Source organism: Paenibacillus sp. cl130 (assembly GCF_900116035.1).
In the GTDB taxonomy this organism is placed as follows: Bacteria; Bacillota; Bacilli; order Paenibacillales; family Paenibacillaceae; genus Paenibacillus; species Paenibacillus polymyxa_B.
On record NZ_FOYG01000004.1, the window covers coordinates 228,176 to 252,671 of the forward strand.

The following is a 24,496-nucleotide window of genomic DNA, read 5'->3' on the forward strand; positions in this document are numbered from 1 at the left end:
GTGGATAAGCTGCTAGATTAGCAGCTTATTCATTGCAAAAGAGAGAGGAGTAGAGCTGTGAATCATACCGAAATGAAAGATATAGAGCAGCAAACCATTCAATACCGTTTTCCATCCGACTTCTGGTGGGGCTCATCGGCCTCGGCTACCCAGACAGAAGGAACCGTGGAGGGAGACGGCAAAGGACCGAACATTTGGGATTATTGGTTTGAGCAGGAGCCGAACCGTTTTTATGACGGGGTTGGACCTGGCGAAACGTCCCGTTTCTATACCCGTTACAAAGAAGATATTGCACTCATGAAAGAGCTTGGTCACAACTCCTTCCGGTTCTCTATTTCCTGGTCACGTCTGTTTCCGGCAGGGAGAGGTGAATTGAACCAGCAGGCGGTTCAATTCTATAATGCCGTCATTGAAGAGTTGCATCAGACGGGTATTGAGCCGTTTGTGAACTTGTATCATTTTGATTTGCCGATGGCTTTACAGGAAAGTGGAGGCTGGGTGAACCGGGAGACGGTCGAAGCTTACGTGGATTACGCTAACACTTGCTTTGAGTTATTCGGGGATCGTGTAGCCAAATGGTTTACACATAACGAGCCGATTGTCCCGGTGGAAGGCGGCTATCTATACGATTTCCACTATCCGAATGAAGTGGATTTCGGTAAAGCCGTACAGGTGGGATATCATACCCTGTTATCGAGCGCCAGTGCCATTAAGGCTTACAGAGAAGGCGGTTATAAGGGCAAAATCGGAATTATTTTGAACCTGACGCCAACTTATCCGCGTAGTCAGCATCCGGCAGACGTGCAGGCTGCTGAAATATGCGATGCGTTCTTTAACCGTTCCTTTTTAGACCCATCTGTGACGGGAGAATTCAATCCTTTGCTCGTGGAGCTGTTACGCCAAGAGGGATATGTACCAAGCATGGAAGACGGAGATCGGGAGATCATACGCCAGGGCACTGTGGACCTGCTGGGGATTAACTATTATCAGCCACGCAGAGTTAAGGCTCGCGAAAGTCTGCCGAACCCGGATGCGCCTTTTGTGCCGGAACGTTTCTTCGATTATTACGTCATGCCTGGTCGCAAGATGAATGAAATGCGGGGCTGGGAGATTTATGAGAAAGGCATTTACGACATTCTGACCAATGTCAGAGAAAATTATGGCAACATTGAATGCTTCATTTCGGAAAACGGAATGGGCGTTCAAGGTGAAGAAAAGTTCAGAGATGAACAGGGCATGATCCGCGATGACTATCGCATCGATTTTATCCGTGAGCATCTCAAATGGGTCCAACGAGCGATCTCAGAAGGCTCCAATGTGAAGGGCTATCACTTATGGACGTTTATGGACAATTGGTCCTGGACGAATGCTTATAAGAATCGCTATGGTTTTGTGTCTGTCGATCTTCAGGACGGTGGCAAGAGATCCGTTAAACAGAGTGGGCACTGGTTCAAACAGGTGATCGAGAATAACGGATTCTAAGGTGGTCCTCTGGACCGCCTTTTTTTCTTCATCATCGTCAAAGAACTGTGCTGTACGCCGCTGGTGAGAAAGTATAATGTTCGGTATACTTACTTATACCGTAATACCTTAACGTCCCGCCTGCAGAACAAAAGGAACCAGCGCTACCGATGTTTTGGTAAAATGCTGACATAAAACAATTTTTAGTACAGGTGGTAGACAGATGAACAAATACGAGCGGATTGCACAAGAGGTCAAAGAGCGGATTATGAATAAGACCTATAGCAGTGATGATCCGATTCCCGATGAGATCTCACTGGCAAAAGAGTTTCGTGTAAGTCGGATGACGATTAAGCGGGCATTGGACACATTGGTGATGGATGGGTTGCTGAATCGTAAAAGAGGACACGGAACCTTTATCGTCAAATCAGTTCACAATGGCCCTGTTAACGTTGTCGTAAATGAAATGCTGGGGTTAACCAACGTACTGCGCGGGAAAGAGATCAAAAATAAAATCGTCGCCTTTGACGTTCAATTTCCATCCGAAGAGGTAGCGACCCATCTATTTATTGATGCCAATTCTCCTGTATATCATGTGATCCGTCTGCGTGTCGTGGAGGGTGAGCCCTATGTTATCGAGCGCACATACATGCCCACGAAGCTGATCAGCGGTATTACAGAGGAGGTGCTGTACGGCTCGGTGTACAAACATATTAAGGAGGAGCTGGGACTTAATATTGTCGGTTCACACCGTACCATCCGGGCCTCCAAGTCAACGGAACTGGATCGTGAGCATTTGGACTGCGCAGCGGATGATCCAATCTTGGAAATTGAGCAGGTGGGTTATCTGGATACAGGTATACCATTTGAATACTCGTTCTCGCGGCATCGGTACGATAAATTTGTGTTTACCACAGTGAATCGAATGCGTTGATTAGTAAAAAAATAAGCATAAGGGTTCGAGCTACATATTCTCGAATCCTTGTGCTTTTTTGTGTTTACAATAAGTTTAAGGGAAAATGAGATGCTTTATTTTTTACAATAAGCAATAAAACTTTCTATCCATTGTATGGTTATAGTTTCGCGTAAAATAGCACCATCTAATACAAGATAATCGCCAAAATTATCACTATCAAGAGGAGGAATAGTTTCATAACGTTCTTTATTTTTGCGTAAATGTTCCAGCCTATCTTGATGTTGAAGCAGCTGATGTTCCAACAAATATAATCGGGTTGTTATATCCAGATGATTAGAAAAATACATTCTCAGCCTAAACACATCTTTGGGAGTGGGTTCAATAGGCTCTGCTTTTTTTAGCCATTGTAAAAAATCTTCTTTGCCATTCTCCGTAATCGAATACAATTTTTTTTCTAAAATTTCTCCGCTAATTTGGATCTCGTAGACGATAAGTCCCTCATTAAGCAGTTTTTTTAATTCTGGATAGATCTGACTATGCTTTGCAGTCCAAAATTCGCCTAAATCTTTACTGAATTCTTTACCTATATCATAACCAGTCATAGGTTCTTTATTTAACAAGCCCAGAATGGCATATTTTAAAGTTCTCATAAGGCACTCTTCCTAACATTTTCGTCGTTTATTGGTTAAGTATAACATATTTAGCGAGTCCACAATAAGATTGATATATTATTGAAAACATATTTAATAAAACATATAACTACATACATGTTCCTGTTGATATATTGCAAAGCACGTGTTAATATTATTTCGAAATATGTGAATGATTTCACAATACAACGACGAGGGAGAAGAAGATCTCAGTGGAACTTACAAAAAAGAGATGGATTATTCTGATTGCAAGCTGTTTTATTAATCTGTGTATTGGATCAATTTACGCGTGGAGTGTATTTTCTGCCCCAATGGCAGAATATTTGAGCAGCGTCACAGGACTTAGTTTAACACCGGGGAATTTGGCTATTGCATTTACGATTACAAATTCGGTAGGTCCTATCACGATGATTTCAGGTGGCTGGATTAATGATCGATTCGGGCCCAAGAAAGTGATCTTTGTAGGGGGCTTGCTATTTGGAGGCGGTATGATTTTATCAGGATTTGCAACATCTGTAGGTTACCTGGTATTGGCTTACGGTATCGTACTCGGCCTAGGAACGGGAATGGTTTACGGATGCACAATTAGCAACTCTATTAAGTTTTTCCCTGACAAAAGAGGATTAGTTGGCGGTATAACAACGGCTGCTTATGGAATAAGCTCAGTTATTATACCTCCTATTGCCAATAGTTTAATCAGTAGGTCTGGTGTGACATCAGCATTCATTATCATCGGTATAGCATTTCTTATTATTGTATGTGCTGCTTCTTTCTTCATTGAGAAATGTCCATCTGACTTTGTTCCTGCAGGATGGACACCCAAGACTGTAAATGTTGGCCGTTCTATTCAGAACGACAAAGACTGGAAAGGCATGCTCTCAAGCCCTCTGTTTTATATCATGATCTTGTTATTAATGTGTGGTGCTTTTGCCGGACTCATGTGTACATCACAAGCTTCTCCTATAGCTCAGAAAATGATTGGTATGTCTGCGGCAGCCGCTACGACAGTTGTTTCCGTATTGGCATTGTTTAACACGGGCGGACGAATCGTTGCAGGCTATATTTCGGACAAAATCGGTCGAATCAATACCCTGGCTTTTTCTTCTGTCTTTTCGGTCATAGGGCTCACATTGCTTTATTTTTCAGGCGAAGGTAGTGTGTTGACATTCTATATTGGTATTTCAGTTATTGGTTTATGTTTTGGTGCACTGATGGGGGTATTTCCTGGATTTACTGCCGATCAGTTTGGTGTGAGAAATAATAGTGTGAATTATGGAATTATGTTTATTGGATTTGCAACAGCAGGATACTTTGGCCCATCGATTATGAGTCATGTTTACAGCACAGACAGTAGCTATCAGAGAGCCTTTGTCATTGCGGCCGTACTTGGCATAACCGGACTTGTTCTAACATTTGTATATAAGTTCACTACCCGAAAAAATCAGAAGATGGCTGTGGATATGAATCAGAAAGCTATCAATTAACCCATAGCAATAAATACAGATAAGGAGCATGAGATCATGCAAAGAAAATATCCCAATCTATGTAAACCAATTACAATTGGAAATGTGACTTTCAGAAATAGAATGTTTGGCTCTCCTATGGGAGGTACAGATATTACAGCTGACTGCACTATTGGACCGAAATCTACAGCTTTTTATGAATTAAGAGCAAAAGGCGGTGCTGCGTCAGTTACGGTCAGCGAAGTCGTGGTTCATCCTGAGACGGAAGCTTCCCATATGTACCATCTGGATCTGGGGACAGTAGATTCTCTTGCTAGTTTTACCTATACTGCAGACGCTATTCGCCGTCACGGGGCAATTGCCAGTGTGGAATTGTCTCATTCTGGACAGTATGCAGGAACTTATCTGACTGACAAAAATAAGAAACAAGGACTTGCTCAGTGGGGACCCAGTCCAGGAGTACGTCCAGACGGCAGAGAAGTAAAGGAACTTACGCAAGAACTAATTGCTGACATTGTAGCAGCTTATGGTAGATGTGCTGGACTGGCCAAGAGAGCAGGTTACGAAATGATTATGGTTCATGGCGGACATGGATGGTTAATTAATCAGTTTTTTTCTCCTTATTTCAACCGCAGAACAGACAAGTATGGCGGATCTTTGGAAAACAGGGTACGTTTTGCACAGGAGGTTCTTGACTGTGTTCGTAAAGCTGTGGGTTCTGGCTTCCCAATCGAGTTTAGAATGAGTGGCTCAGAGTTATTTGAAGGCGGCTATGGTCTGACAGAAGGTATAGAAATTGCTAAATTAATCGAATCAAGAGTCGACTTGCTTCATGTATCTGCAGGAACCTATCAGACAGGATTTGGTATCACACACCCTTCGATGTTCTTGCCTCATGGAAGTAATGTTTATCTTGCAGCAGAGATTAAGAAGCATGTAAGTGTTCCGGTTGCAACGGTCGGCGGATTAAATGACCCGGCACAAATGGAAGAAATCATTGCCAGCGGTCAGGCGGATGTTGTTGAAATGGCTCGCGCACTGCTTGCTGATCCAGAGCTTCCAAGAAAGGTGATGAGCAACCGCGACGAGGACATTATTAAATGTCTGAGATGCTTCACCTGTATGGCAGAACGTGCAGAAACATCCACAAGACGCTGTACAGTTAACCCATTAATTGGTCGTGAGATGGATGGAACAGAAATTTACCCTTCCCCTAATCCACGCAAGGTTTTAGTAGCCGGTGGAGGCCCAGGCGGGCTTTATGCAGCTCTTACTGCAGCCAAACGCGGACATAAAGTTATTCTATGTGAGAAGGCTGACGAGATAGGCGGTATTTTGAGGGGAGAGCAGGCGATTCCTTTTAAATATGAGATGTATGAATTAGGTGTTACTCTCGGAAAGCTGGCTAAAGACGCTGGCGTTGAGATCCGTTTGAATACACCTGTTACTAAAGAGTATGCAGAGAAAGAAAATGCTGATGCGTTAATTATCGCAGCTGGTTCCGCAGCAATTGTTCCTCCAATTCCTGGATTGAATGGTGATAACGTAGTCATTGTTAATAACTACTATCTGGAGAAGGATAGGGTCAGCGATAGCGTAGTCGTATTGGGAGGCGGTCTGGCAGGCTGTGAAGCAGCAATTCACCTTGCCCAGGAAGGTAAGACGGTTCATCTGGTAGAGATGAGAACGGAGCTGGCTCCGGATGCTAATATTAGACATCGTCCGATTATGCTAAAAGAAATCGAAAAGAATAACATTCAGGTTCATTTAGGATTTAAAGGGCTGAGTGTTACACAAGAAGGTGTTGCTTGCGCTGATCAAAATGGTGAAGAACATTTTGTTCCAGGTACTTCAGTTATTTGTGCGCTTGGACAACGTCCAAGAAGAAACGTAGTAGATGAGTTAATTGATTGTGCACCTTATGTTGCACAAATCGGAGATTGCGTTAAGGCATCTACTATCACGACTGCAATATATCAAGGATATCATGCAGCGCTTGATATCTGATTATCTGCGACTCACTATCATTGCCCGGCATGGGACACTTCAGGAGTCTAAGAGAGGTACTCGAACATAGCGGTTCAACACAAATTGCACAGCTCCTGCAAATGGGTACAACATTGCGCAAGAGCTGTGCGATATTTTTTTAAGGATTAAGGCAATATTCCAAGTGTGAAAGTTAATTGCCAAGCAATCTTACTTCATGCACCGTCGGGGTATACCAGTTGTTCGGGTTATTGAATAGCACTGCATTTACAAGGTTGATTCGCACGTAGCGAGCTTGAAAATTGACTTTGTCACTGGTAAAACCATACGTGGTATTACCTGTACGATCAATCGTGGAGTAGTTAACTCCATCCATGCTGTATTCAATTTTATATTTGTAATACGCTTCAGATCCTTTGTACATAAACCATGAAATATCCACTTCGCTGATGGTCTTGGTACTGCCTAAATCGACCTGCCACCAAGCGGGCCAGGATGCGGAGGCAGCCTTCCACGAGGTTTGGGCGTTGCCGTCGTTCGCCAGTGAAGCTGGAGAACTGGATGCGGCTGAGCTAGCAGTCGCTGTTTTGCCCTGTGCGTGATTCACAAGGGACGGCAGGATTACTGTGCCTGTCGCAGCATCCAGATCCCAGCTACTGTACCAGTTCAGGGTTGCTGTTTTGTTGGAGTCATTCAGAGTTAGTGGCAACCAGATGAATTTGTGGTCGCTCAGATTGAGCGGATTCCAGCGATCGCCCATATAGATGTAGCTGGTTCCTGCGCTACCTGTAATCGTGGCGATGGAATGGATTTGCGAGCCGTAAGCCGCCGGATCACCGAAGGGTGACAGAGCAGACCAGCTTCCAGTCATGGAACTGGCGGTTGCGTAAGCGCCCTGATTCGGATACCAGCCAGATGCCTGCGAGGTGAACAGATAGTAGGTATTGTTCTTTTTCACAACAGCAGGAGCTTCGCGATAGCCATTTTCAAAAATCCAGCCAACGAACGACTGCACGCCTGTATAATCGGCTGTCAGCTTGAAGATCGCCATCGTATCGTTGGCACCGCCATTTTTACGGGAAGCTGTAATAAGGTAGCCGCTACCGTCCGTATCCGTGAACACCGTCATATCACGAGACTCGTAATTCAGTGGGCGGAAGCTGCCTTGGTAGGCAAAATTTCCGTCGGGTGTATCGCTGGTAGCGACGGCTACACGACCTAGTGAGTAGTCCGTGCCATTTTCATAGTGCGCCCATAGTACATATTTTCCGGTGGTTTTGTTGTAGATAACTTTGGGACGCTCGATTTTGCTCGAATTCAGCTCAGGGGCGGAATCTTTGGTGAGAATACTGCTGCGGAAGGACCAATTTTTCAAATCGGTTGAGGTATATACGTTCACTTTTTCAAATTTCCAGTTTTCGGCGTGCTCGCCGTACCAATAATAAGTAGAACCTACTTTTAGAATATTACCGCTGTTCGCCTGAATCGGGTTACCTGCGGTGTCTTTCCAATCCGCTCCGTTCGTAATGGCTGTGCTTGCTGTTGCGCTCAGGGATAGTTCAGCATTGGCGACGTCCAAACCATTCAGCGCTTGGTTCACCTCGGTCCCGTAGGTTGCTTGCGTAACGCCTGTTGTATTGGCGTGTGCTGTATCGGGTTGAAGACCCGCACTGGCCACTGCGAATAGGATACAAATCCATGCGGCTAACCATTTGCTGCTGTTGATCCACTTCACGATATCATCTGCCTCCTTTAACACGGATAGGATGGGTCGGAATGGCTTGTCCGGCACCTCATTTTCGATTTTACCCTAATTGGAAGCGTTTACAAGTGGAATAAATTGAAGTCTTTAGCATGGTGAAACTGTTGTTACGAGAAAGGACAAATCTGATCACTGCATACAAAATAGGTATATAGATATTTGAAACTTTGGGGAAAGCTCGTCAGTTATGTGGGAAGCGTTTGTAATTGTGCGTTTTGTCATTGACACGTTCACATTATTTTAAATTTAAAGTGACTGGAATCACATAAACGGTTACTTTATGTGGGTATACTTGCTTTAAATTGAGGGTTACAAATGGGACATATATTGAAATACCCTTTGTTATCTTATTTTGGAGAGAAGAGGGATACAAAGATGCTAAGTGAGCAAACCATTGCAACGATCAAATCGACTGTACCTGTTTTGGAGGTACACGGAACTACAATCACCAAGCGTTTTTACCAGATGATGTTTGAGGCCCATCCCGAGCTTCTCAATATATTCAATCACGCGAATCAGAAACAAGGACGTCAACAGGGAGCGCTGGCCAATGCTGTATACGCGGCTGCACAGCACATTGACCGTCTGGAGGAAATTCTTCCGGTGGTACGTCAGATTGCACATAAGCATCGCAGTTTGGGAATTAAGCCCGAGCATTACCCTATCGTCGGAAAATATCTGCTCGCTGCGATCAAGGACGTACTGGGAGATGCGGCTACAGACGAGATCATTGCCGCATGGGCCGAGGCCTATGGTGTGATCGCTAATGTATTTATAGACATGGAAGCTGAAATGTACAAGGAGGCTGGACAGCAGCAGGGAGGCTGGTCAGATTTTAAGAGCTTTGTTGTGCAGAAAAAGGTTAAAGAAAGCGACCAGATTACGTCCTTTTATCTGGTGCCGCAGGATGGACAGGTGTTGCCTGAATTCGAACCTGGGCAATATATAAGCTTAAAAATGGAAATTCCGGGTGAACATAATACCCACATTCGTCAATACAGTCTTTCGGATGCCCCGGGCCACTCCCACTACCGGATATCTGTAAAGCGAGAGGATGCTGTAGAGTCCCGTCCGGCAGGTAAAGTATCCGTGTATCTGCATGAGCAGGTGCAAGAGGGCGATGTGCTTCAGGTATCTGCACCGGCGGGTGATTTTACGCTGGATCGGGCAGATCGCAGACCTGTCGTGCTGATCAGTGGCGGGGTCGGGCTAACCCCGATGGTCAGTATGCTGGCTTCCTTGGTGAAATCTGCTCCGCATCGGCCTATCACCTTTGTCCACGCAGCAGTCAACGGGGATAACCATGCTCTGCGTAATGAGGTAGAAAAGCTGGTCGCCACACATGCACAGGCTGCAGTTCGCTGGTGTTACAGCAGACCAACGGAGCAGGATCGGCTGGCACAGGCTTTTCACAAGGAAGGCCGTTTGGATCTGGCCTGGTTACAATCCGTGATACCGGAACGTAACGCACAATATTACTTTTGCGGCCCTGAGGGATTCATGCAATCGGTATACGGCCTGTTGAAGGAGTGGAATATCCCTGCTTCGGATATCCACTATGAATTCTTTAGTCCTGCTAGCGCATGGGAAGCAGAAGCACAATGACACATCAAAAAAGACGAAGGATATTTATCCTTCGTCTTTTTTGCGATGATTACAATGGGAAATCCTGCTCATTGGGTACTACTTTTCAAAGTGCGATCCTGTTTTCATAACAAGGGAGTACGCAAAAATTCCATACCTTGCGGCATGTATGGGCGTAAAGCCTCCGGAATACGGATCGAACCGTCCTCTTGCTGGTGATGCTCCAGCAACGGGATCAGAATCCGGGGCGAAGCGACCGCTGTGTTATTGAGCGTGTAACAATATTTCAGCTTGCCGTCCGCATTGCGGTACCGGATGTTGGAACGGCGCGCCTGGAAATCAAGCAGCTGGGACGACGAATGTGTCTCGCCGTAAGCCTGGCGGCTGGGCATCCATGTCTCAATGTCCACCTGCTTGTAGGTTTTTTGCGCCATGTCGCCTGTACAGACAGCCATCTTACGGTAGGGCAGCTCCAGCAGTTGAAGCAGGTCTTCCGCATTGCGCGTAATCTCCTGAAACATCTGTTCCGAAGCGTCCAGGCTGGCTTCGCAGATGACGACCTGCTCAACCTTGGCAAACTGGTGCACACGATACAGTCCGTGCACATCCCTTCCGGCCGAGCCAACCTCATTGCGGAAGCATACGGACACGGCTGCCAGCCGAATCGGGTCCGTAACATCCACGATCTCACCGCTGTAATACGAGACCAGAGGCACTTCCGAAGTGCCTACAAGCCACTGATCCTCACCTGTAATGCGGTACGTCTGATCCAGTCCGAGCGGGAAAAAACCAGTGCTGCGCATGGCCTCTGCACGTACCATCAGCGGAACATCCAGCAACTGGAATCCACGTTCAGTCAGCAGATCCACCGCAAGCTGCTGCACAGCCCGATGCAATGCAACCCCTGCTCCCGTCAAATAGTAGTTACGGGTACCGGCTGTTTTGACACCCCGAGGGACGTCGATTAGCTTATGAAGCTCACCGAGCGTCATATGATCCTTTGGTTCAAATCCGAAGTTCGGAACCGGCCCGACCTGCTCCAGTTCTACATTATCCTCATCCGATCTCCCCCGTGGCGTATCTGGCGATACGATATTAGGCATCAGAAGCAAGAGTTGTTGAAACTGTTCCTCTACTTCCTGTTGCGGGGCTTCCAGAAGATCTACTCGTCCGTTAATTTCTTTGACCTGCCGCTTTGCCACTTCTGCCTGTTCACTCTGGCCGGCATGGATTAGCGCGCCAATATCCTGACTACATTGATTACGCTTCTGCCGAAGCTGTTCCACTTCCTGAAGTAGCTGTTTTCTCCGATCATCCAGGGTCAACAGCTCTGCGACCGATACCTGTATTCCTTTGCCGTCTGCTGCTGTCTGAACCTGTTCTTGATGCTCTCTGATCCATTTGATATCCAACATGACACCGCACTCCTTTTCGGATAAAAATACAAAAAGCGCCCTCATCCACATGGGACGAGGAGCGCTTTGGTCTCGCGGTGCCACCCAAATTGACCAGACAGCATGACAGATGTCATAACTCTCCAATCCACTTTGCTCCGCTGTAACGGGCGGGTCCGGTTTACTTAGGTACATATCGCCATATCCTACGCTAACGTATGGTCCTTGGCGTAAACGCCTCCGAGTTGGATGCTCTTCATAGGCATAATATCGTTTGCTTTTTTGTAAGTATACGGATTTTCGGCAGGTTAATCAAGGGCATGAGTCTGTACATTGGATTACTTAGTTTTTTCATCATGATCTTTCCAATAAAAATAAATACACAGCGTAGACTCTGCAACACATCCATGCGGGTTTCATGTTTGCGAAGGGAAGAGGTAGTCTTTATTTCTTATGTATATCTGTCCTACTTCATCTGCGATCATGAAACTGGAAGAATATTTAAGTAAAAGCCCCAATTTAACGTCCAAAATGGGCTATAGTCTCTATAATGCCTTTTTAATTTCATGTAAAATGTAATGATTACCAAAATGGACAGCGATGGAGGAGAACATGGAGGATTTTAAAGATCGTTTACATACGATCCGCCAAGAACAGAACAAGCTGCTCAAGGAGTATCAAACATTAATCGCGGACTATGAAGCCTCAGATATCATTCTGGAGAATGAGGTTCTGCGAAAAAAGTTCGAGGATTATCAGGCTCGCTGCATTCACTTGGAAGAGCGAGTACGACATATTGAGCAGGAAAATGGAAAGCTGCGCACTGCGCTGACGGAGCAAATGCTGAGTGAAAAAGCGAATATGATCCGCATTTCGCGTGAAAAGCTGGAGACCTATTTTGCCTCCAGAACTACAGAAGGGGAAAATCGGCTGACAGCCTTTGAATATGGGGCTAAAAACCGGGTGGACCAGCTTATTCAGCAAACTACGCATGAGCTTAAAGAAGATCAGGACGAGATCGTCGCCAGATTACGACTGTTCTCAGAGGAGATTCGTGACCGAATCATGGAGCAACGCGGGCGGTTTCAGGAGGCCGAGCGCAAATTGCTTCATCAGACGGCAAGCGAGTTCCAGCAGTTCGGAGAAGAAGAGATCAGCGAAGAAACGATGCAGAAGCGCATGAAGCAAAATCAGTTTGAAATGAAGCTAGGCTTGAACTGGATCAACAAGCTGGGGATTTTGCTCATTATATTGGGTGTGGGAGCCGCTTTTAAATACTCATACTCGAACTGGTTTACAGGAAATATGAAGGGCGTGGCCTTCTTTCTGCTAGGAGCGTTGATGCTGGGCGGCGGGGAGTGGCTGTACCGTAAGCAGAAGCAGACCTTTGCGCTCGGTATTTTGGGCGGCGGTATTTCTGTGTTGTACGGATCGATTTTTTACAGCTACTTTTTGTTAGAAATCATAGGAATGTATACAGGCATAGGCTTATCCGTACTCGTTACGGTGACCGCTGTGCTCCTGTCATTAAGGTATGAATCCCGAACGATATGCTCTTTTGGTTTAGTAGGGGGATATCTCCCGCTCTTTTCCTATATGGCAGCGAACGGACTGGAAGGGAACGCCGTGTATATCGCCATGGGCTATTTGTTCCTGTTAAATTTGCTGATTCTGCTTGTATCCTTCCGCAAACGGTGGGTCGTCGTGCAATATATCAGCTTTTTACTTAATACGCCCTTGATGATTGTGCTGGCGTGGTTATCGGAAAGTGCCGTAGCGAGCATGCTGTATGCAGTCATTACATTTGCGATGTACCTCGGGATGACGCTGTGGGTGCCGTTCCGTTTAAAATCAAAACTGTCATGGCTGGATTTCTCCCTTTTGGCTCTGAATACAGTCGTGAGCTGTTCCGTTCTGTATTCTCTGTTCGGCGATGCAGGCCTGGATGATTATAAAGGCTTGCTGGCTCTCGTCTTTTGCTTGGTGTACGGGGGTCTGGGACAATGGGTCCGTCGATATATTCCAGAGGAGAAACAAACCAAAATATTATTTTATGCGACTTCGTTGACCTTTGCCATCCTTATGGTGCCGTTCCAGTTTGGAGTTAGATGGTTATCCATGGGCTGGTTGATCGAAGCGGTTCTTCTTACATTATATGGGCGCCGTTACCGGTTGAAGGAATTGGAACGAGCTGGCTGGGGCATTTTATTACTGTGTCTGGGCGCATTCTTTTTCGTCGATTTCCCTATATATCTGTTGTCAGGATTTGAGACAGACTATTTTGGACTCAAATATACGCTCATTACACTGGGAATGTTGATCGTTACCGTCTTCTATGCGATTCAATTTAGCCGTCCGAATGCTTTCAAAAACAATCGTTTGTACGAAATGCATATCATGCAAGGATTTAAATATGTAGCTTTGGTGAACGTGTATTTCTACCTTTTGTATGAAGCCGGGCATTGGTATAACATCGTTGTATCCGACGGGTTTGTCCATTACACCTTGTACAAAGTGTTGTTGTACACCTGCGTATCGCTGGTGTTGGCTTATTTCCTGCCTAAGGTGAGGTTGCTGTATGATCGGGTGATTAAATACTACAGCTTGGCGTTGTACGTCATAGGCTACGCGCTGGCACTGGTGATCACCGTAACGGTTCCAACCTTGCATGAAAATTATGCACAAAATACGGCTGCTGATTATGTGGCGTTAGTGGTACTCGCAGCCTTTAATGTGCTGGTATTCTTCAGCAGCAGGGATTTTCTGAACGCACTGATGACCCGACATTATAGAAGCAATGAGTTGTATCCGGTCATTATGGGTGTATATTTGCTGGGTATCATAACCGCCTTTCTCGGAGTTCAGTTCCGCCTGGGGGATGCTGGTCTTGTGTTCAGTCTGGTGTATTTGCTGCTGGCCATTTTGTATATTGTATACGGCTTCCTCAAGCGAGTGGTCTACATTCGCAGATTTGGATTGGGCTTGACCTTGCTGTCGACAGGTAAGCTGCTGTTGTATGATCTGCACCTGTTAACGACGGGGAGCACGATTGTAGCCTACTTCTCTTTTGGTGTTGTACTGTTGGCGATTTCGTATATTTATCAAAAAGTATCTAATCGCATGGGAGAGACCATAATAAAGAAGGATGTTGAAGAAAATATGTAGTTTTCTGTTGTATTTTGTAGATACGGAACATTATGAAAATAAATCCGGTAATAGTGAAAAATTATGCATGACCTTACATCCTACTTACGCTATAATGAGTAAAAATTATTTATGTACGCATGCTCATGTTTATGCGTAAGTAGAGAGAATGAGGGGGATATAATGAATTTGAGCAAGGGGCAGAATAGCCTGTCTGATAAAAATGAACGCTTCTCGTCTGCTGGATTCATATTGGCGGCGATCGGGAGTGCGGCAGGACTAGGTAACATATGGAAATTTCCGTATATTACAGGACAATATGGCGGAGCTGCATTTTTCTTATTGTTTATTGTCTGCCTGTTGCTTGTTGGTTTGCCTGTACTTTTAGCAGAGCTTGCGCTTGGTCGTGCAGGTCGAGGAAGTGCTGCTTCTGCAATGGTAAAAGTAGGCGGTCACCCGATTTGGGGCAAGATGAGCATTATGTTTGTTATCGTGCCTTTTGTTATCTTATCGTTCTATGCCATTGTAGGAGGCTGGACACTGCATTATGCCGTAGAGGCATTTAGCGGAAATCTGTTTTCAAATAATGATTTTGCTGGACAGTTCGCTTCTTTTTCCTCCGGGTATGCGCCGTTGGTTTGGCTGTTAGTTGTTTTTGCATTTACAGCAGTCGTGGTTACTCTTGGGGTATCAAACGGGATTGAAAAGTTCAATAAAATTTTGATTCCTGCCAAGGTCATCCTGTTGCTCGTGTTGATGATTAACGCTCTTATGCTGCCAGGCTCTGGTGCGGGCGTATCCTTCTTTCTGAATCCCGACTTCTCTAAGCTAAGCATAGAGTCTGCATTGGTTGCTTTGGGACATGCCTTCTTCTCACTCTCACTGGGGATGGGAATTATGATCACGTACGGTGCGTACGTGGATCGCCGTCAATCGCTGGGTGGAGCCATGCTGGCAGTTGGTGGCGGAGATTTAATCTATGCGTTTATCGCAGGTATGATTATTTTCCCTACAACCTTCTCCTTCGGAATTAACCCAGCTCAAGGACCATCTCTGGTTTTCATTGCTTTACCGGCTGCTTTCTCGGCAATGCCTTTTGGTGCATTCTTCGGCGGTTTGTTCTTTGTACTGCTGGCGGTTGCTGCATTAGGTTCTATGGTATCCTTGCTGGAAGTTCCAGTAGCCTATGTCATGGAGCGTATGCGTTGGAGCCGGGTTCGCTCTGTTATCGTCGTATCGGTCCTGTGCTTGATGCTGGGCGTCCCTTCTGCATTGTCCATGGGCCTGGTGCCGGAATTAAAAGTGGGGGATAAATCATTCTTTGATTTCGTAGACTTCACCGCTTCCAACATCTTCTTACCGTTAGGCGGTTTGTTGATTGTTATATTCACAGGTTATTACTGGAAGACTGCCGCTGAGCATGCGAACATCAAACCCTTCTGGTTCAACGTGTGGTTATTCGGTCTCCGGTATGTTGCACCGATCCTGATGTTGTTGGTCTTCCTTCATACCTCAGGTATCATCAAATTTTAAGAGCATAGAATACTAATAAAAAGGCATTTTCTTCCTAAGGGAAGAGATGCCTTTTTTTGTATATCTATCAGTGGTTACCTAACTGTGGAAAGGAATGATATAATAAAAACATTGTCATTAATTTTAACTTCATTGAAATCATTACGATTATGAAGTTTTATATAATGAATGAAAAGGCTACAGGGCATCGCACAGACGATGTGCAGGAGAGGGAAAGGGCAGAAGAGCATTGAAACAGACAGGGAGCTTGAATTTGCAAGAAGGACGGCGGCTGAAATGAAGTCTAAACAATTGCCGTCACAACGTCGTTATATGCCAGGTTTGGATGGATTAAGAGCGCTGGCGGTCATCGCAGTCATTGTGTATCATCTGAATCCGGATTGGTTGCCGGGTGGTTTGTTGGGTGTAGGCGTGTTTTTTACTTTGTCGGGGTATCTGATTACAGATATTTTGGTGAGTCAGTGGGATACATATCATAGTTTTAAAATGAAAGATTTCTGGTTGCGTCGTGCCAGAAGGTTGCTGCCTGCCATGTTGACGGTTGTGGCTGTCATTGTCCTGTGCTCGTTGCTTTTCGATCCGTCGCGGCTAACGGCCTTGCGCGGAGATGTACCTGCCGCATTGGTGTATATGAGCAATTGGTGGTTTATCTTCCATCAGGTTTCGTATTTTGAAAGTTTCGGCCCACCTTCTCCGCTTGGGCATCTGTGGTCGCTGGCGGTGGAGGAGCAGTTTTATATCTTGTGGCCTTTACTACTGGCGCTTGGGCTAAAATTCATGCCCAAGCGTATTGTGCTCGCAGGCTGGGTGACTTGTCTGGCGTTAATATCTGCACTCCTGATGGCAGTGATTTACGTACCAGGAAGCGACCCGAGCCGGGTGTATTATGGCACGGATACGCGCGGATTTGCTTTGCTGATTGGTGCGGCGCTGGCCTTGGTATGGCCAAGCGGCAAACTGAAAGAGCAAGCTTCTCCTAAGGCGCGTATGCTTCTGGACAGCATCGGTGCAATAAGCTTGCTGCTGCTTTGTCACTGGGCGTGGGCCTCGAATGAATATGACCCATCTCTGTACCGGGGCGGCCTGCTGGGCATAGCTTTGGTCACTGCTATTGTGGTCGCAGCGTTGGCACATCCGGTAAGCCACCTTGGTCGTCTCCTTGGAATCAAGCCGCTACGCTGGATTGGAGCCCGTTCCTATGGACTGTATCTGTGGCATGTTCCGGTTATTACGCTAACGACGCCTCAAGTAGATACCGATGGCGTGCATGTGATGCGTATCATTTTACAATTGCTAGCTACCGTATTGCTGGCGTCTCTCTCATTTAAATATATCGAGGAGCCGATTCGCCGTGGAGGATTCCGCCACTGGATCACAGAAATCCGTTCAGCGGTTCGTAGACAGGCGCGGTGGAGATGGATGCCTACAACTACAGCGGCTGTGCTTTTTGCAGGTATTCTCGTGGGTACCGTCCACCTGTACGTGGCGTCTCCTGACGCAACGATTCAGGCGGCATCAAGTGATGAGAAGCCAGTCGCAAAGGCAAAAGCGATGCCGCCGCTTCACGGAACGGTATCCGTGGCTTCCAAGGAGCCCAAAGCCATCAAGCTGCAAGGGTCCGAGGGCAGCAAGGTGCAGATCCCAGTCCCGTCTCAAGCCCAGACGCCTAAAAACACGGCGGTCCAGGCTGGTACTACGGACGATGTTACGAAACCGTCGGAACCTTCGGACAAACCCAAAAAAGCTACGCCTATTACAGGTGATGGGTCGAGTGTGACCGCCATTGGAGACTCTGTCATGTTGGATGTACAGTCGTACATTCAGGATTCCTTCCCGGGAGCTGTTGTAGATGGACGGATCGGCCGTCAGATGGCGGAGGCGCCTGCCGTACTGGAGCAGCTAAGACAGAACGGACAGCTGGGTAAGACAGTTATTATTGAGCTGGGCACGAACGGCGCTTTCACCAAGGATCAGTTAGCGAATTTGCTGGCCAGTCTGAAGGATACGAAGCATATTATACTCGTGAATACCCGTGTGCCTCGGCCGTGGGAGAGTATTGTGAACAAGCATCTTGCCGAAGCAGCGTTGCAGGACCCGCGAATTACAATGATTGACTGGTATGCAGCTAGCTCTGGTAAAAATTCATATTTCGAGCATGACGGAGTACATTTAAAACCTAGTGGTGCTAAAGCTTATGCGTCCTTGTTGGCTCAGGCCTTAACGAAGCAATCGTAATAAACTGCAATGATACTCATAAATTATGCAAATGCAAGACAAGAAAGCCACCAGGAGTAGGTTGTCCTCTGGTTGAAGTGCATCCCTAAATTTTCATCGGCTAAACCTAAGGGTTTTTCCCATGTCCATTCTAAGGTGTGTACATCAACCCTGATCCGGTGGTTTTTCTTATTTTAGTGGGAGGTACATAAGCTAATGGAAAAGGGCTATTCACATAGTAGGACAAGAGAACACCGCTTGAAGAGGAACAGAAAAAGACTAATTTTACTTGCTATTATATTATTTGTGGCAGGCTGTATTACTTTCATTGCGATAAAGGTCTCAGATAACAAAACGCATGCGCCAACACAGGAGCTTGCTAAAAAAACAGATTCCGTATCCAAGGACTCATCAAAAGGTAAAGTAAATGGGGGAGCAAATGGTAAAGCAGTCTCTCCAAAAAGCGACCCCGAAGTAGAAGATGGTGCCTTTGTCGAAAAATATTTAAAACAGCAAATGCTAGGGCAGATGCCCGATGGAGCCGATGGTAAAAAAGTGGCCTACTTATCCTTTGATGATGGTCCATCCGTGACGGTAACACCTAAAATATTAGACATTCTGAAAAAACAGAAGGTCAAGGCAACCTTTTTTATCGTAGGAAAAGAAGCCGATGAAAATGAACATACCAGGAACATTATCAAAAGAATTGTTAAAGAAGGTCATGCGATAGGAAACCACACGTACTCTCATAATTATAAGTATTTATATCCTAACAAGCGGGTAAGCACGGACCATGTTATGCAGGATATTGAGAGGAACAATAAGGTGTTAAAAAGTATTCTGGGGCCAGAGTTCACCACAAGAATGATCCGGTTTCCGGGGGGCCACATGACATGGAATAGCAGAGATCCACAGGGGATGGCTGCTTTGGATAAAGTTTTACATCAAAAGGACTATCATCAGGTAGATTGGAATGTATTAACGAAGGATGCAGAGGGGAAATCCAAGAAGGCACCGGCACTAATCAACCAGTTTATAAGGTCAGTCAAAGGTCGTGAAAAAGCAATCATACTCATGCATGACACCTATGGTAAAGAAGAAACCGCAAAAGCGTTGCCTCAAATTATAGAATTCCTAAAGAAACAGGGATATGAGTTTAAGGTTATGAAGTAGGATATGTTTATATGTAAGAAAAGGACGGGGCTGATGGCCACCGTCCTTTTTGCAATTAAGGTTTATACTTCGCGTGTTTAGATGCGTTCTGCTTCACCCATCGCCTGAATGAAAGCTCCGATACCTTTGGGATCGTTGGTTATAATCGGCTCGCTGATATAGTAAGCGAAGGTGCCATCCCGACGATCTTTACCACCCAAACCGCTTACTTGCACCGTTTTGTTCAGATTCACAAGTCCTTCTTCAGTAATCGTGATAAATTCATCGATAATTCCCTTACGGATAATTTCTGCCTCTTGACGATATTGCTCTGGCAGATAGCCTTTGCGAACGCCCTTGGCAATAGCATAGAGAATCATGCAGGAAGCAGAGGCTTCCAGATAGTTGCCTTTCACATGGCCCAGGTTGAGCACTTGATAAAAGACACCACTTTCTTTATCACGCACTTTCAGCAGGGCTTCCAGTGTTTCCGTCAGCATATCAATCAGGACGGGACGGTCTGCATGATCCTCTGGAATATAGTCCAGCACATCAACGAGTGCCATAACGAACCAACCCATCGAGCGTCCCCAGAAATTTTTGGAGCAGCCTGTTTCCGGGTTGCACCAATGCTGCTCACCTTTCTCATCCCAGGCATGGTAGAGCAGGCCTGTTTTAGGATCACGTGTATGTTCATAGCAGAGCTTGAATTGCAGGGTCACATCGTCAAACTCTGACGGATCTCCGAATTCACGGATAAATTCAGCGTAGAACGGGGCACCCATGTACAAGCCGTCGAGCCAAATTTGATACGGATAAATTTGCTTATGCCAGAATGCGCCTTCGCTTGTGCGCGGGTGTTTTTCCAGCTGACTGCGTAATTGGTAGGCAGCCTTCTTATATCGTTCATCTCCTGTAGCACGATACAGAGAGAAGAGCAGTTTGCCGTTATTCACATGGTCAATATTGTACTCATCTACTTTATAGCGCTGAATAACGCCATTTTCGTCAACAAAATGATCCATATGTTTCTTTATATATTCCATATACTTGGGATCGCCTGTCAGTTCGCCAACCCATTCCAGACCTCTGTAAATGACGCCGTGGTCATATTCCCATTTTTCGTAAAATTCTGGACTCCGTTGTAGAACGGAATCGCTCATACGTACTGCCCAAGAATCTGTTTTTGTAGGACTGGTTGTTGGTTGTGATGTTGGATTTGCCATGATACAGTCACCTCTTTAGTAAATGTTTAATCTGTATTTGTTATTGTTATTACATAGACGGAGTGTGTGTTTTAGGGTCAACAGGTTTGTTCTTGAAGCCCACGTTATTGTTGCCCCAGCACCGATCGTAATGGAAACCTGTCAGTTCCTCGAATACCTTTCGTGCTTCCGGTTTGGCTGATTTCATGGAGCCACCGTTTTTGAGGCGGTCAATTTCGGCGATTAGCTTCTTGTGGCTGTCAATATCCAGCTTCATCACGACAGACGCAATCATACCGATGATCGCGAGAACGATGGTACCGACCACGAGTACATAAAAGATGGCGTGCTGAGCAGCGACTGGCTGACTATCAGCCCCGGATACAAAGCCAAAATGCTGTAATACCCAGCCAAGAATGAAGACGACAACGGCCCGCACCATTTTTCCGGCAAAAGTCATCATACCTGCATAAATACCTTCCCGGCGACGGCCGGTCAACGCTTCATCCACATCGGCAAGGAACGTGTATTGATTCCAAGGGATGTAGTAGACGCCCCCAGTACCAAGCCCCATGAACAGGGTGATGACATATAGCCATACCATCGTATTCGAGGCTCCCGTTATATAGAGCAGGCCATAACCAGCTACGCTAAAGCAAACGACAACGAGTGCGGCGATGAAAGGCATACGGAACCCTTTACGCACGCAGAATTGGATGAAGAAATAGGTAGAAATCAATTGAATGACAGAGTTAAAGCTGTTCAAATTGGATACCATCTCCGAGCTTTGGAACAAGGAGAAGACAATAAAGTACGTAAAAGCAGAAGTAAACAGCCACTCAGCTGAAAAGCCGCCCAGGTACATCCCGAGATGATGACGGAACGTCTTGACTCGGAAGGTAGAGGAAATGTCGACAAACAACTTTTTCATCGAATCTATAAAGGAAAGCGGAGCTTCACCTTCCAGTTCCTTTTGCAGTTCCTCACTTGGACGTTCCCAGGAGTTTTTGTATAAGAATGCCATCGCAATCAGCAGAATAGCTGCAAAAACGAGACCGGTATAAAAGAAAGGCAATGGAGAGTCTTTGCCATACTCGGCAATAAAGCGACCAGGGATAAAAGCGGCAGCGAAATTGGCAATTTTGCCAAACATGGCCTTCCATCCAGTCAATCTGGAGCGTGCGCCGAAGTCCCGGGTCATCTCCGACGCTAGTGCTTCATACGGCACCATGACAGAGGTATACACCAGTTCAAACAGCACATACGTACTCAGGTAATACCAGAAGCCCAACCCATCTACCCAAAGCATCGGATACACGAGCATCAGCGGGATACCCATCATGATGAAAAAGCGACGTCTGCCGAATTTACGGCCCAAGCGGGTCCGGTGAAAGTTATCGCTGATAAAGCCCATGACCGGATTGCTGATCGCATCTATGATGCTGGCAACAGAGAAAATGGCCGCGGCCTGAACGGGAGACAGTCCGCAAAAGGTTGTATAAAAGTACATTAACCACGCACCGCTAATAGCAAGTGCGCCACTTCCCAGCATGTTACCGCTTCCATAGGCGAGTGTATGTTTCAGTGTGATTCTTCGTTCCATGATCTGTTCACCTCATATTTTGTCTGGTTATGAGGACAATCACCGGTCGCTATATTATGCAGAATTGTCTAAGTTGGTAGATGGGCCAGGGCGTCCTGATTAGGCGGGGCTTTTAACGTGCCCCTATATTTTTTCCGCTCGGAGTACCCGAGCCGATCAGATCGCTTCCTTTGGCCAGCTTAAGGAAATCACCTAGCTGGATGGAACCGTCTGCACTTCGAGTGATAGAAGGCGTGAGACTAACAAAGTCGTCTGCACTGACTACCAGACCTTTGGCATTCGTCGATTTTTTGTTTTTCCACCAAACGCTAGAGTTGTCTTGATCTGTACCACTTGTTTTGTCACTGGCACTTCCCTCAAAGGAAAGATTGTTAATGAACACGTGATCACCCTTGTCAAAAGCAAAATTACTTTGTCCATTGTCCCACGAGGTATTATTGGTCAACGTAATGCTGCCGGGATTGCTATTGTAGGTGAAGCCGTGTTTTTTGTTCTGGAAAGCAATACTGTTTTTCACAATATGGTTGACTTTGATTTTGTCTCCACCCAGCTTAAAGCCGTTGCCGTCGCTGTTCGCGGTAGACGTTCCATCTGAGGTCTGCCCGTTGTGGTGGGCCACACTGTTCAAAATGGTTACTTCGCCGATGGGACCCGTTTCGGTTTTGCTATACAAATCCCAGCCATCGTCTACGTTGTACGCAGCCAAGCAGTTATCAAACACATTGCCTGATCCTACAGTTAATTTAGCCGCGAAGCCATCGGCATCCTCACCATTATCGGGATCAGCGTTATCGTGAGAGTAAGAATTCAAAATCAAATTGTTCGAAGGCCACTCACTAGTGGAAGCGTTAGGCGAGTAACGTCCAAGCTGGAGTCCAGTATCCCGGTTGTGGTGGGTTTCCACGTTTTCGATTCGGTTATTGCTGCCGCCGATATAGATACCATTATCTCCGGCACCCTTTACTTCAAGGCCCTTTACTAGCCAAAAGTCTCCGTTAAGCTGAAGTCCACGATTGGCTGAACCAAAGGCTTGAGCAGAGAAATCAAGTACCGGCTTTTCACTACCGTAAGCGACCAACCCTTTGAGTGAGCCGTTATTGCCGCTGTTTTCACGCTGAATTGTAATCGTTGAGGAGTAAGTGTAGTTACCACCGCGCAGATAAATAGTTTTACCAGGAGCAATTTGTGTAAGTGCTGCTTCGAGCGTGGTAGGACTGGATATTGTACCCGGATTGGACACGTTACCATTTGGTGACACATACAAATCTCCTGCCGCTAACGTTGTGGAGACAGCTGTTGCGTCGGTTGTACTAACTGCCTCTTCTGTGAGTGCAGAAGAAGGGATGTTGTTGGATGACGTATCTGCGTAAGCGGTTCCAATAAGACAAGAAGAAGCGAAAACAAAAGAAACACCGAGCCTTAGAGCGTTAAATCCGTTTTTTGGACGATCATTTCGTTTAAACATGTAATTTCCTCCTTATTTGAGCTCATATTTTAAAAGAAGATAGCATCTATAAAAGTGACTCATGCTGTCTTTCCACTAAAAACAGGACACCTCCTGGGGGGACAGATTGATCTACCATTAGTCCAAAACGCTCTAAGAAGTATATGCACAGTGTAATATATGTTAACGTTTGCATCAACAGTTTTTTACTGTTTTTTTGATATTGTGAAAAAAAGTTCACACTTTTGTTTCAACTAAAAATGCAATTTTGCCAGACTGGGAAAATTTGATTATACTTAAACATTATACATATAATAGGAATGAAAACTGTGAGAAAGGGTGGGTTTAGTGCATGGAGAGTGGAAATCATTTGACGGATTCAACTGTCGAACAATTGCAGGAAAAGCAGCCACGAGTGAAAAATGAGATGATCGATTGGCTTAAGGCCATTATTGTAGCCATTGTGCTCGTGTTCATTATACGTTGGCTATTATTTGCGCCATTTATTGTTGAGGGAGCGTCCATGGAACCGAATTTCAAGACAGATGAACGAGTGGTCGTGAACAAGGTGATTTACGATTTTCGTGATCCCAAGCCGAGTGAGGTTGTTGTATTCCATGTGAGAAAGGAACAAAAAGACTTTATTAAGCGTGTTATTGGAGTGGCTGGAGATACGATTCAGTATCAAGGAGATCATCTTTATGTGAACGGTAAGAAAGTAGAGGAGTCATACATTCAGGGAGCTATTCAGGATGCGCACGCCAAGGGAGAACTATATAACAATGTCGATTTTCCAAATGGAACCATAACCGATTCCAAGGTACCTGAGGGTTATATTTTTGTGATGGGCGACCACCGCAATAATAGTAGGGATAGTCGTGCTATTGGCTTTGTTTCTATTAAAGATATCGTTGGCCGTGCGGATGTGATTTTTTGGCCGGTGGATAGCGCGCAATGGGTTAAGCATAAATAATATAAGAGCGCC

Annotated in this window: 16 protein-coding genes; 10 read left to right on the top strand and 6 right to left on the bottom strand. The window is 45.8% G+C overall.

Features of this window, described 5'->3' with window-relative positions:
* Nucleotides 1–72 precede the first annotated feature (72 nt).
* Complete coding sequence (locus BM358_RS13445) at nt 73–1,482, top strand: glycoside hydrolase family 1 protein (protein WP_049828362.1); 1,410 nt, start codon at nt 73–75, stop codon at nt 1,480–1,482.
* 202 nt (nt 1,483–1,684) lie between these two features.
* On the top strand, nt 1,685–2,395 hold the full coding sequence (locus tag BM358_RS13450) for a GntR family transcriptional regulator (protein WP_023990962.1): 711 nt from the start codon (nt 1,685–1,687) through the stop codon (nt 2,393–2,395).
* A 95-nt stretch (nt 2,396–2,490) separates the two neighbouring features.
* Here the strand turns inward: BM358_RS13450 and BM358_RS13455 are convergent, their stop codons facing one another.
* Nucleotides 2,491–3,027 (bottom strand): PadR family transcriptional regulator, encoded by a 537-nt coding sequence (locus tag BM358_RS13455; protein WP_028540865.1) that lies wholly within the window; start codon nt 3,025–3,027, stop codon nt 2,491–2,493.
* A gap of 212 nt (nt 3,028–3,239) precedes the next feature.
* On the opposite strand from BM358_RS13455, the gene BM358_RS13460 reads away from it, so the two are divergent.
* Both BM358_RS13460 and BM358_RS13465 read left to right on the top strand, forming a co-directional pair.
* A complete protein-coding gene (locus tag BM358_RS13460) occupies nt 3,240–4,511 on the top strand; it encodes an L-lactate MFS transporter (RefSeq protein ID WP_023990960.1) in 1,272 nt (423 codons plus the stop codon).
* A 36-nt stretch (nt 4,512–4,547) separates the two neighbouring features.
* Entirely contained in the window at nt 4,548–6,497 is a 1,950-nt protein-coding gene (locus BM358_RS13465) for an oxidoreductase (RefSeq protein WP_023990959.1), read from the top strand.
* A 172-nt stretch (nt 6,498–6,669) separates the two neighbouring features.
* On the opposite strand, the gene BM358_RS13470 is transcribed toward BM358_RS13465, so the two are convergent.
* On the bottom strand, nt 6,670–8,211 hold the full coding sequence (locus BM358_RS13470) for a family 43 glycosylhydrolase (RefSeq protein WP_028540864.1): 1,542 nt from the start codon (nt 8,209–8,211) through the stop codon (nt 6,670–6,672).
* A 402-nt stretch (nt 8,212–8,613) separates the two neighbouring features.
* Here BM358_RS13470 and hmpA point away from each other — a divergent pair, with 402 nt between their 5' ends.
* Entirely contained in the window at nt 8,614–9,843 is a 1,230-nt protein-coding gene (gene hmpA / locus BM358_RS13475; RefSeq protein WP_028540863.1) for an NO-inducible flavohemoprotein, read from the top strand.
* 104 nt (nt 9,844–9,947) lie between these two features.
* On the opposite strand, the gene serS is transcribed toward hmpA, so the two are convergent.
* The gene (gene serS / locus BM358_RS13480; RefSeq protein WP_023990956.1) at nt 9,948–11,237 is read right to left on the bottom strand and encodes a serine--tRNA ligase; all 1,290 of its coding nucleotides are present in this window, start codon (nt 11,235–11,237) and stop codon (nt 9,948–9,950) included.
* A 591-nt stretch (nt 11,238–11,828) separates the two neighbouring features.
* Here serS and BM358_RS13485 point away from each other — a divergent pair.
* The 4 genes from BM358_RS13485 (at nt 11,829) to BM358_RS13500 (ending at nt 19,280) form a co-directional block, all read left to right on the top strand.
* Entirely contained in the window at nt 11,829–14,381 is a 2,553-nt protein-coding gene (locus BM358_RS13485) for a DUF2339 domain-containing protein (protein WP_028540862.1), read from the top strand.
* 162 nt (nt 14,382–14,543) lie between these two features.
* A complete protein-coding gene (locus tag BM358_RS13490) occupies nt 14,544–15,893 on the top strand; it encodes a sodium-dependent transporter (protein ID WP_013312591.1) in 1,350 nt (449 codons plus the stop codon).
* 276 nt (nt 15,894–16,169) lie between these two features.
* Complete coding sequence (locus tag BM358_RS13495; RefSeq protein ID WP_023990954.1) at nt 16,170–18,128, top strand: acyltransferase family protein; 1,959 nt, start codon at nt 16,170–16,172, stop codon at nt 18,126–18,128.
* Between the two features lie 195 nt (nt 18,129–18,323).
* Nucleotides 18,324–19,280 (top strand): polysaccharide deacetylase family protein, encoded by a 957-nt coding sequence (locus BM358_RS13500; protein WP_028540861.1) that lies wholly within the window; start codon nt 18,324–18,326, stop codon nt 19,278–19,280.
* Nucleotides 19,281–19,357: 77 nt separating this feature from the next.
* On the opposite strand, the gene BM358_RS13505 is transcribed toward BM358_RS13500, so the two are convergent.
* The 3 genes from BM358_RS13505 to BM358_RS13515 form a co-directional block, all read right to left on the bottom strand.
* Nucleotides 19,358–20,485, bottom strand: coding sequence for a glycoside hydrolase family 88/105 protein (locus BM358_RS13505; protein ID WP_023990952.1), 1,128 nt, complete (start codon nt 20,483–20,485; stop codon nt 19,358–19,360).
* Between the two features lie 49 nt (nt 20,486–20,534).
* The gene (locus BM358_RS13510) at nt 20,535–22,067 is read right to left on the bottom strand and encodes an MFS transporter (RefSeq protein ID WP_028540860.1); all 1,533 of its coding nucleotides are present in this window, start codon (nt 22,065–22,067) and stop codon (nt 20,535–20,537) included.
* Between the two features lie 112 nt (nt 22,068–22,179).
* On the bottom strand, nt 22,180–23,532 hold the full coding sequence (locus tag BM358_RS13515; protein ID WP_028540859.1) for a right-handed parallel beta-helix repeat-containing protein: 1,353 nt from the start codon (nt 23,530–23,532) through the stop codon (nt 22,180–22,182).
* 331 nt (nt 23,533–23,863) lie between these two features.
* Here BM358_RS13515 and lepB point away from each other — a divergent pair, with 331 nt between their 5' ends.
* A complete protein-coding gene (gene lepB, locus BM358_RS13520) occupies nt 23,864–24,484 on the top strand; it encodes a signal peptidase I (protein ID WP_028540858.1) in 621 nt (206 codons plus the stop codon).
* Nucleotides 24,485–24,496 lie beyond the last annotated feature (12 nt).

What these genes read in the sequence shown, in the direction of transcription:
- BM358_RS13450 (WP_023990962.1), top strand. Translation starts at nt 1,685, where the DNA reads ATGAACAAATACGAGCGGATTGCACAAGAGGTCAAAGAGCGGATTATG.
- hmpA (WP_028540863.1), top strand. Translation starts at nt 8,614, where the DNA reads ATGCTAAGTGAGCAAACCATTGCAACGATCAAATCGACTGTACCTGTT.
- serS (WP_023990956.1), bottom strand. Translation starts at nt 11,237, where the DNA reads ATGTTGGATATCAAATGGATCAGAGAGCATCAAGAACAGGTTCAGACA.
- BM358_RS13495 (WP_023990954.1), top strand. Translation starts at nt 16,170, where the DNA reads ATGAAGTCTAAACAATTGCCGTCACAACGTCGTTATATGCCAGGTTTG.
- BM358_RS13465 (WP_023990959.1), top strand. Translation starts at nt 4,548, where the DNA reads ATGCAAAGAAAATATCCCAATCTATGTAAACCAATTACAATTGGAAAT.
- BM358_RS13455 (WP_028540865.1), bottom strand. Translation starts at nt 3,027, where the DNA reads ATGAGAACTTTAAAATATGCCATTCTGGGCTTGTTAAATAAAGAACCT.
- BM358_RS13445 (WP_049828362.1), top strand. Translation starts at nt 73, where the DNA reads ATGAAAGATATAGAGCAGCAAACCATTCAATACCGTTTTCCATCCGAC.
- BM358_RS13500 (WP_028540861.1), top strand. Translation starts at nt 18,324, where the DNA reads ATGGAAAAGGGCTATTCACATAGTAGGACAAGAGAACACCGCTTGAAG.
- BM358_RS13505 (WP_023990952.1), bottom strand. Translation starts at nt 20,485, where the DNA reads ATGGCAAATCCAACATCACAACCAACAACCAGTCCTACAAAAACAGAT.
- BM358_RS13485 (WP_028540862.1), top strand. Translation starts at nt 11,829, where the DNA reads ATGGAGGATTTTAAAGATCGTTTACATACGATCCGCCAAGAACAGAAC.
- BM358_RS13490 (WP_013312591.1), top strand. Translation starts at nt 14,544, where the DNA reads ATGAATTTGAGCAAGGGGCAGAATAGCCTGTCTGATAAAAATGAACGC.
- lepB (WP_028540858.1), top strand. Translation starts at nt 23,864, where the DNA reads ATGGAGAGTGGAAATCATTTGACGGATTCAACTGTCGAACAATTGCAG.
- BM358_RS13510 (WP_028540860.1), bottom strand. Translation starts at nt 22,067, where the DNA reads ATGGAACGAAGAATCACACTGAAACATACACTCGCCTATGGAAGCGGT.
- BM358_RS13515 (WP_028540859.1), bottom strand. Translation starts at nt 23,532, where the DNA reads ATGTTTAAACGAAATGATCGTCCAAAAAACGGATTTAACGCTCTAAGG.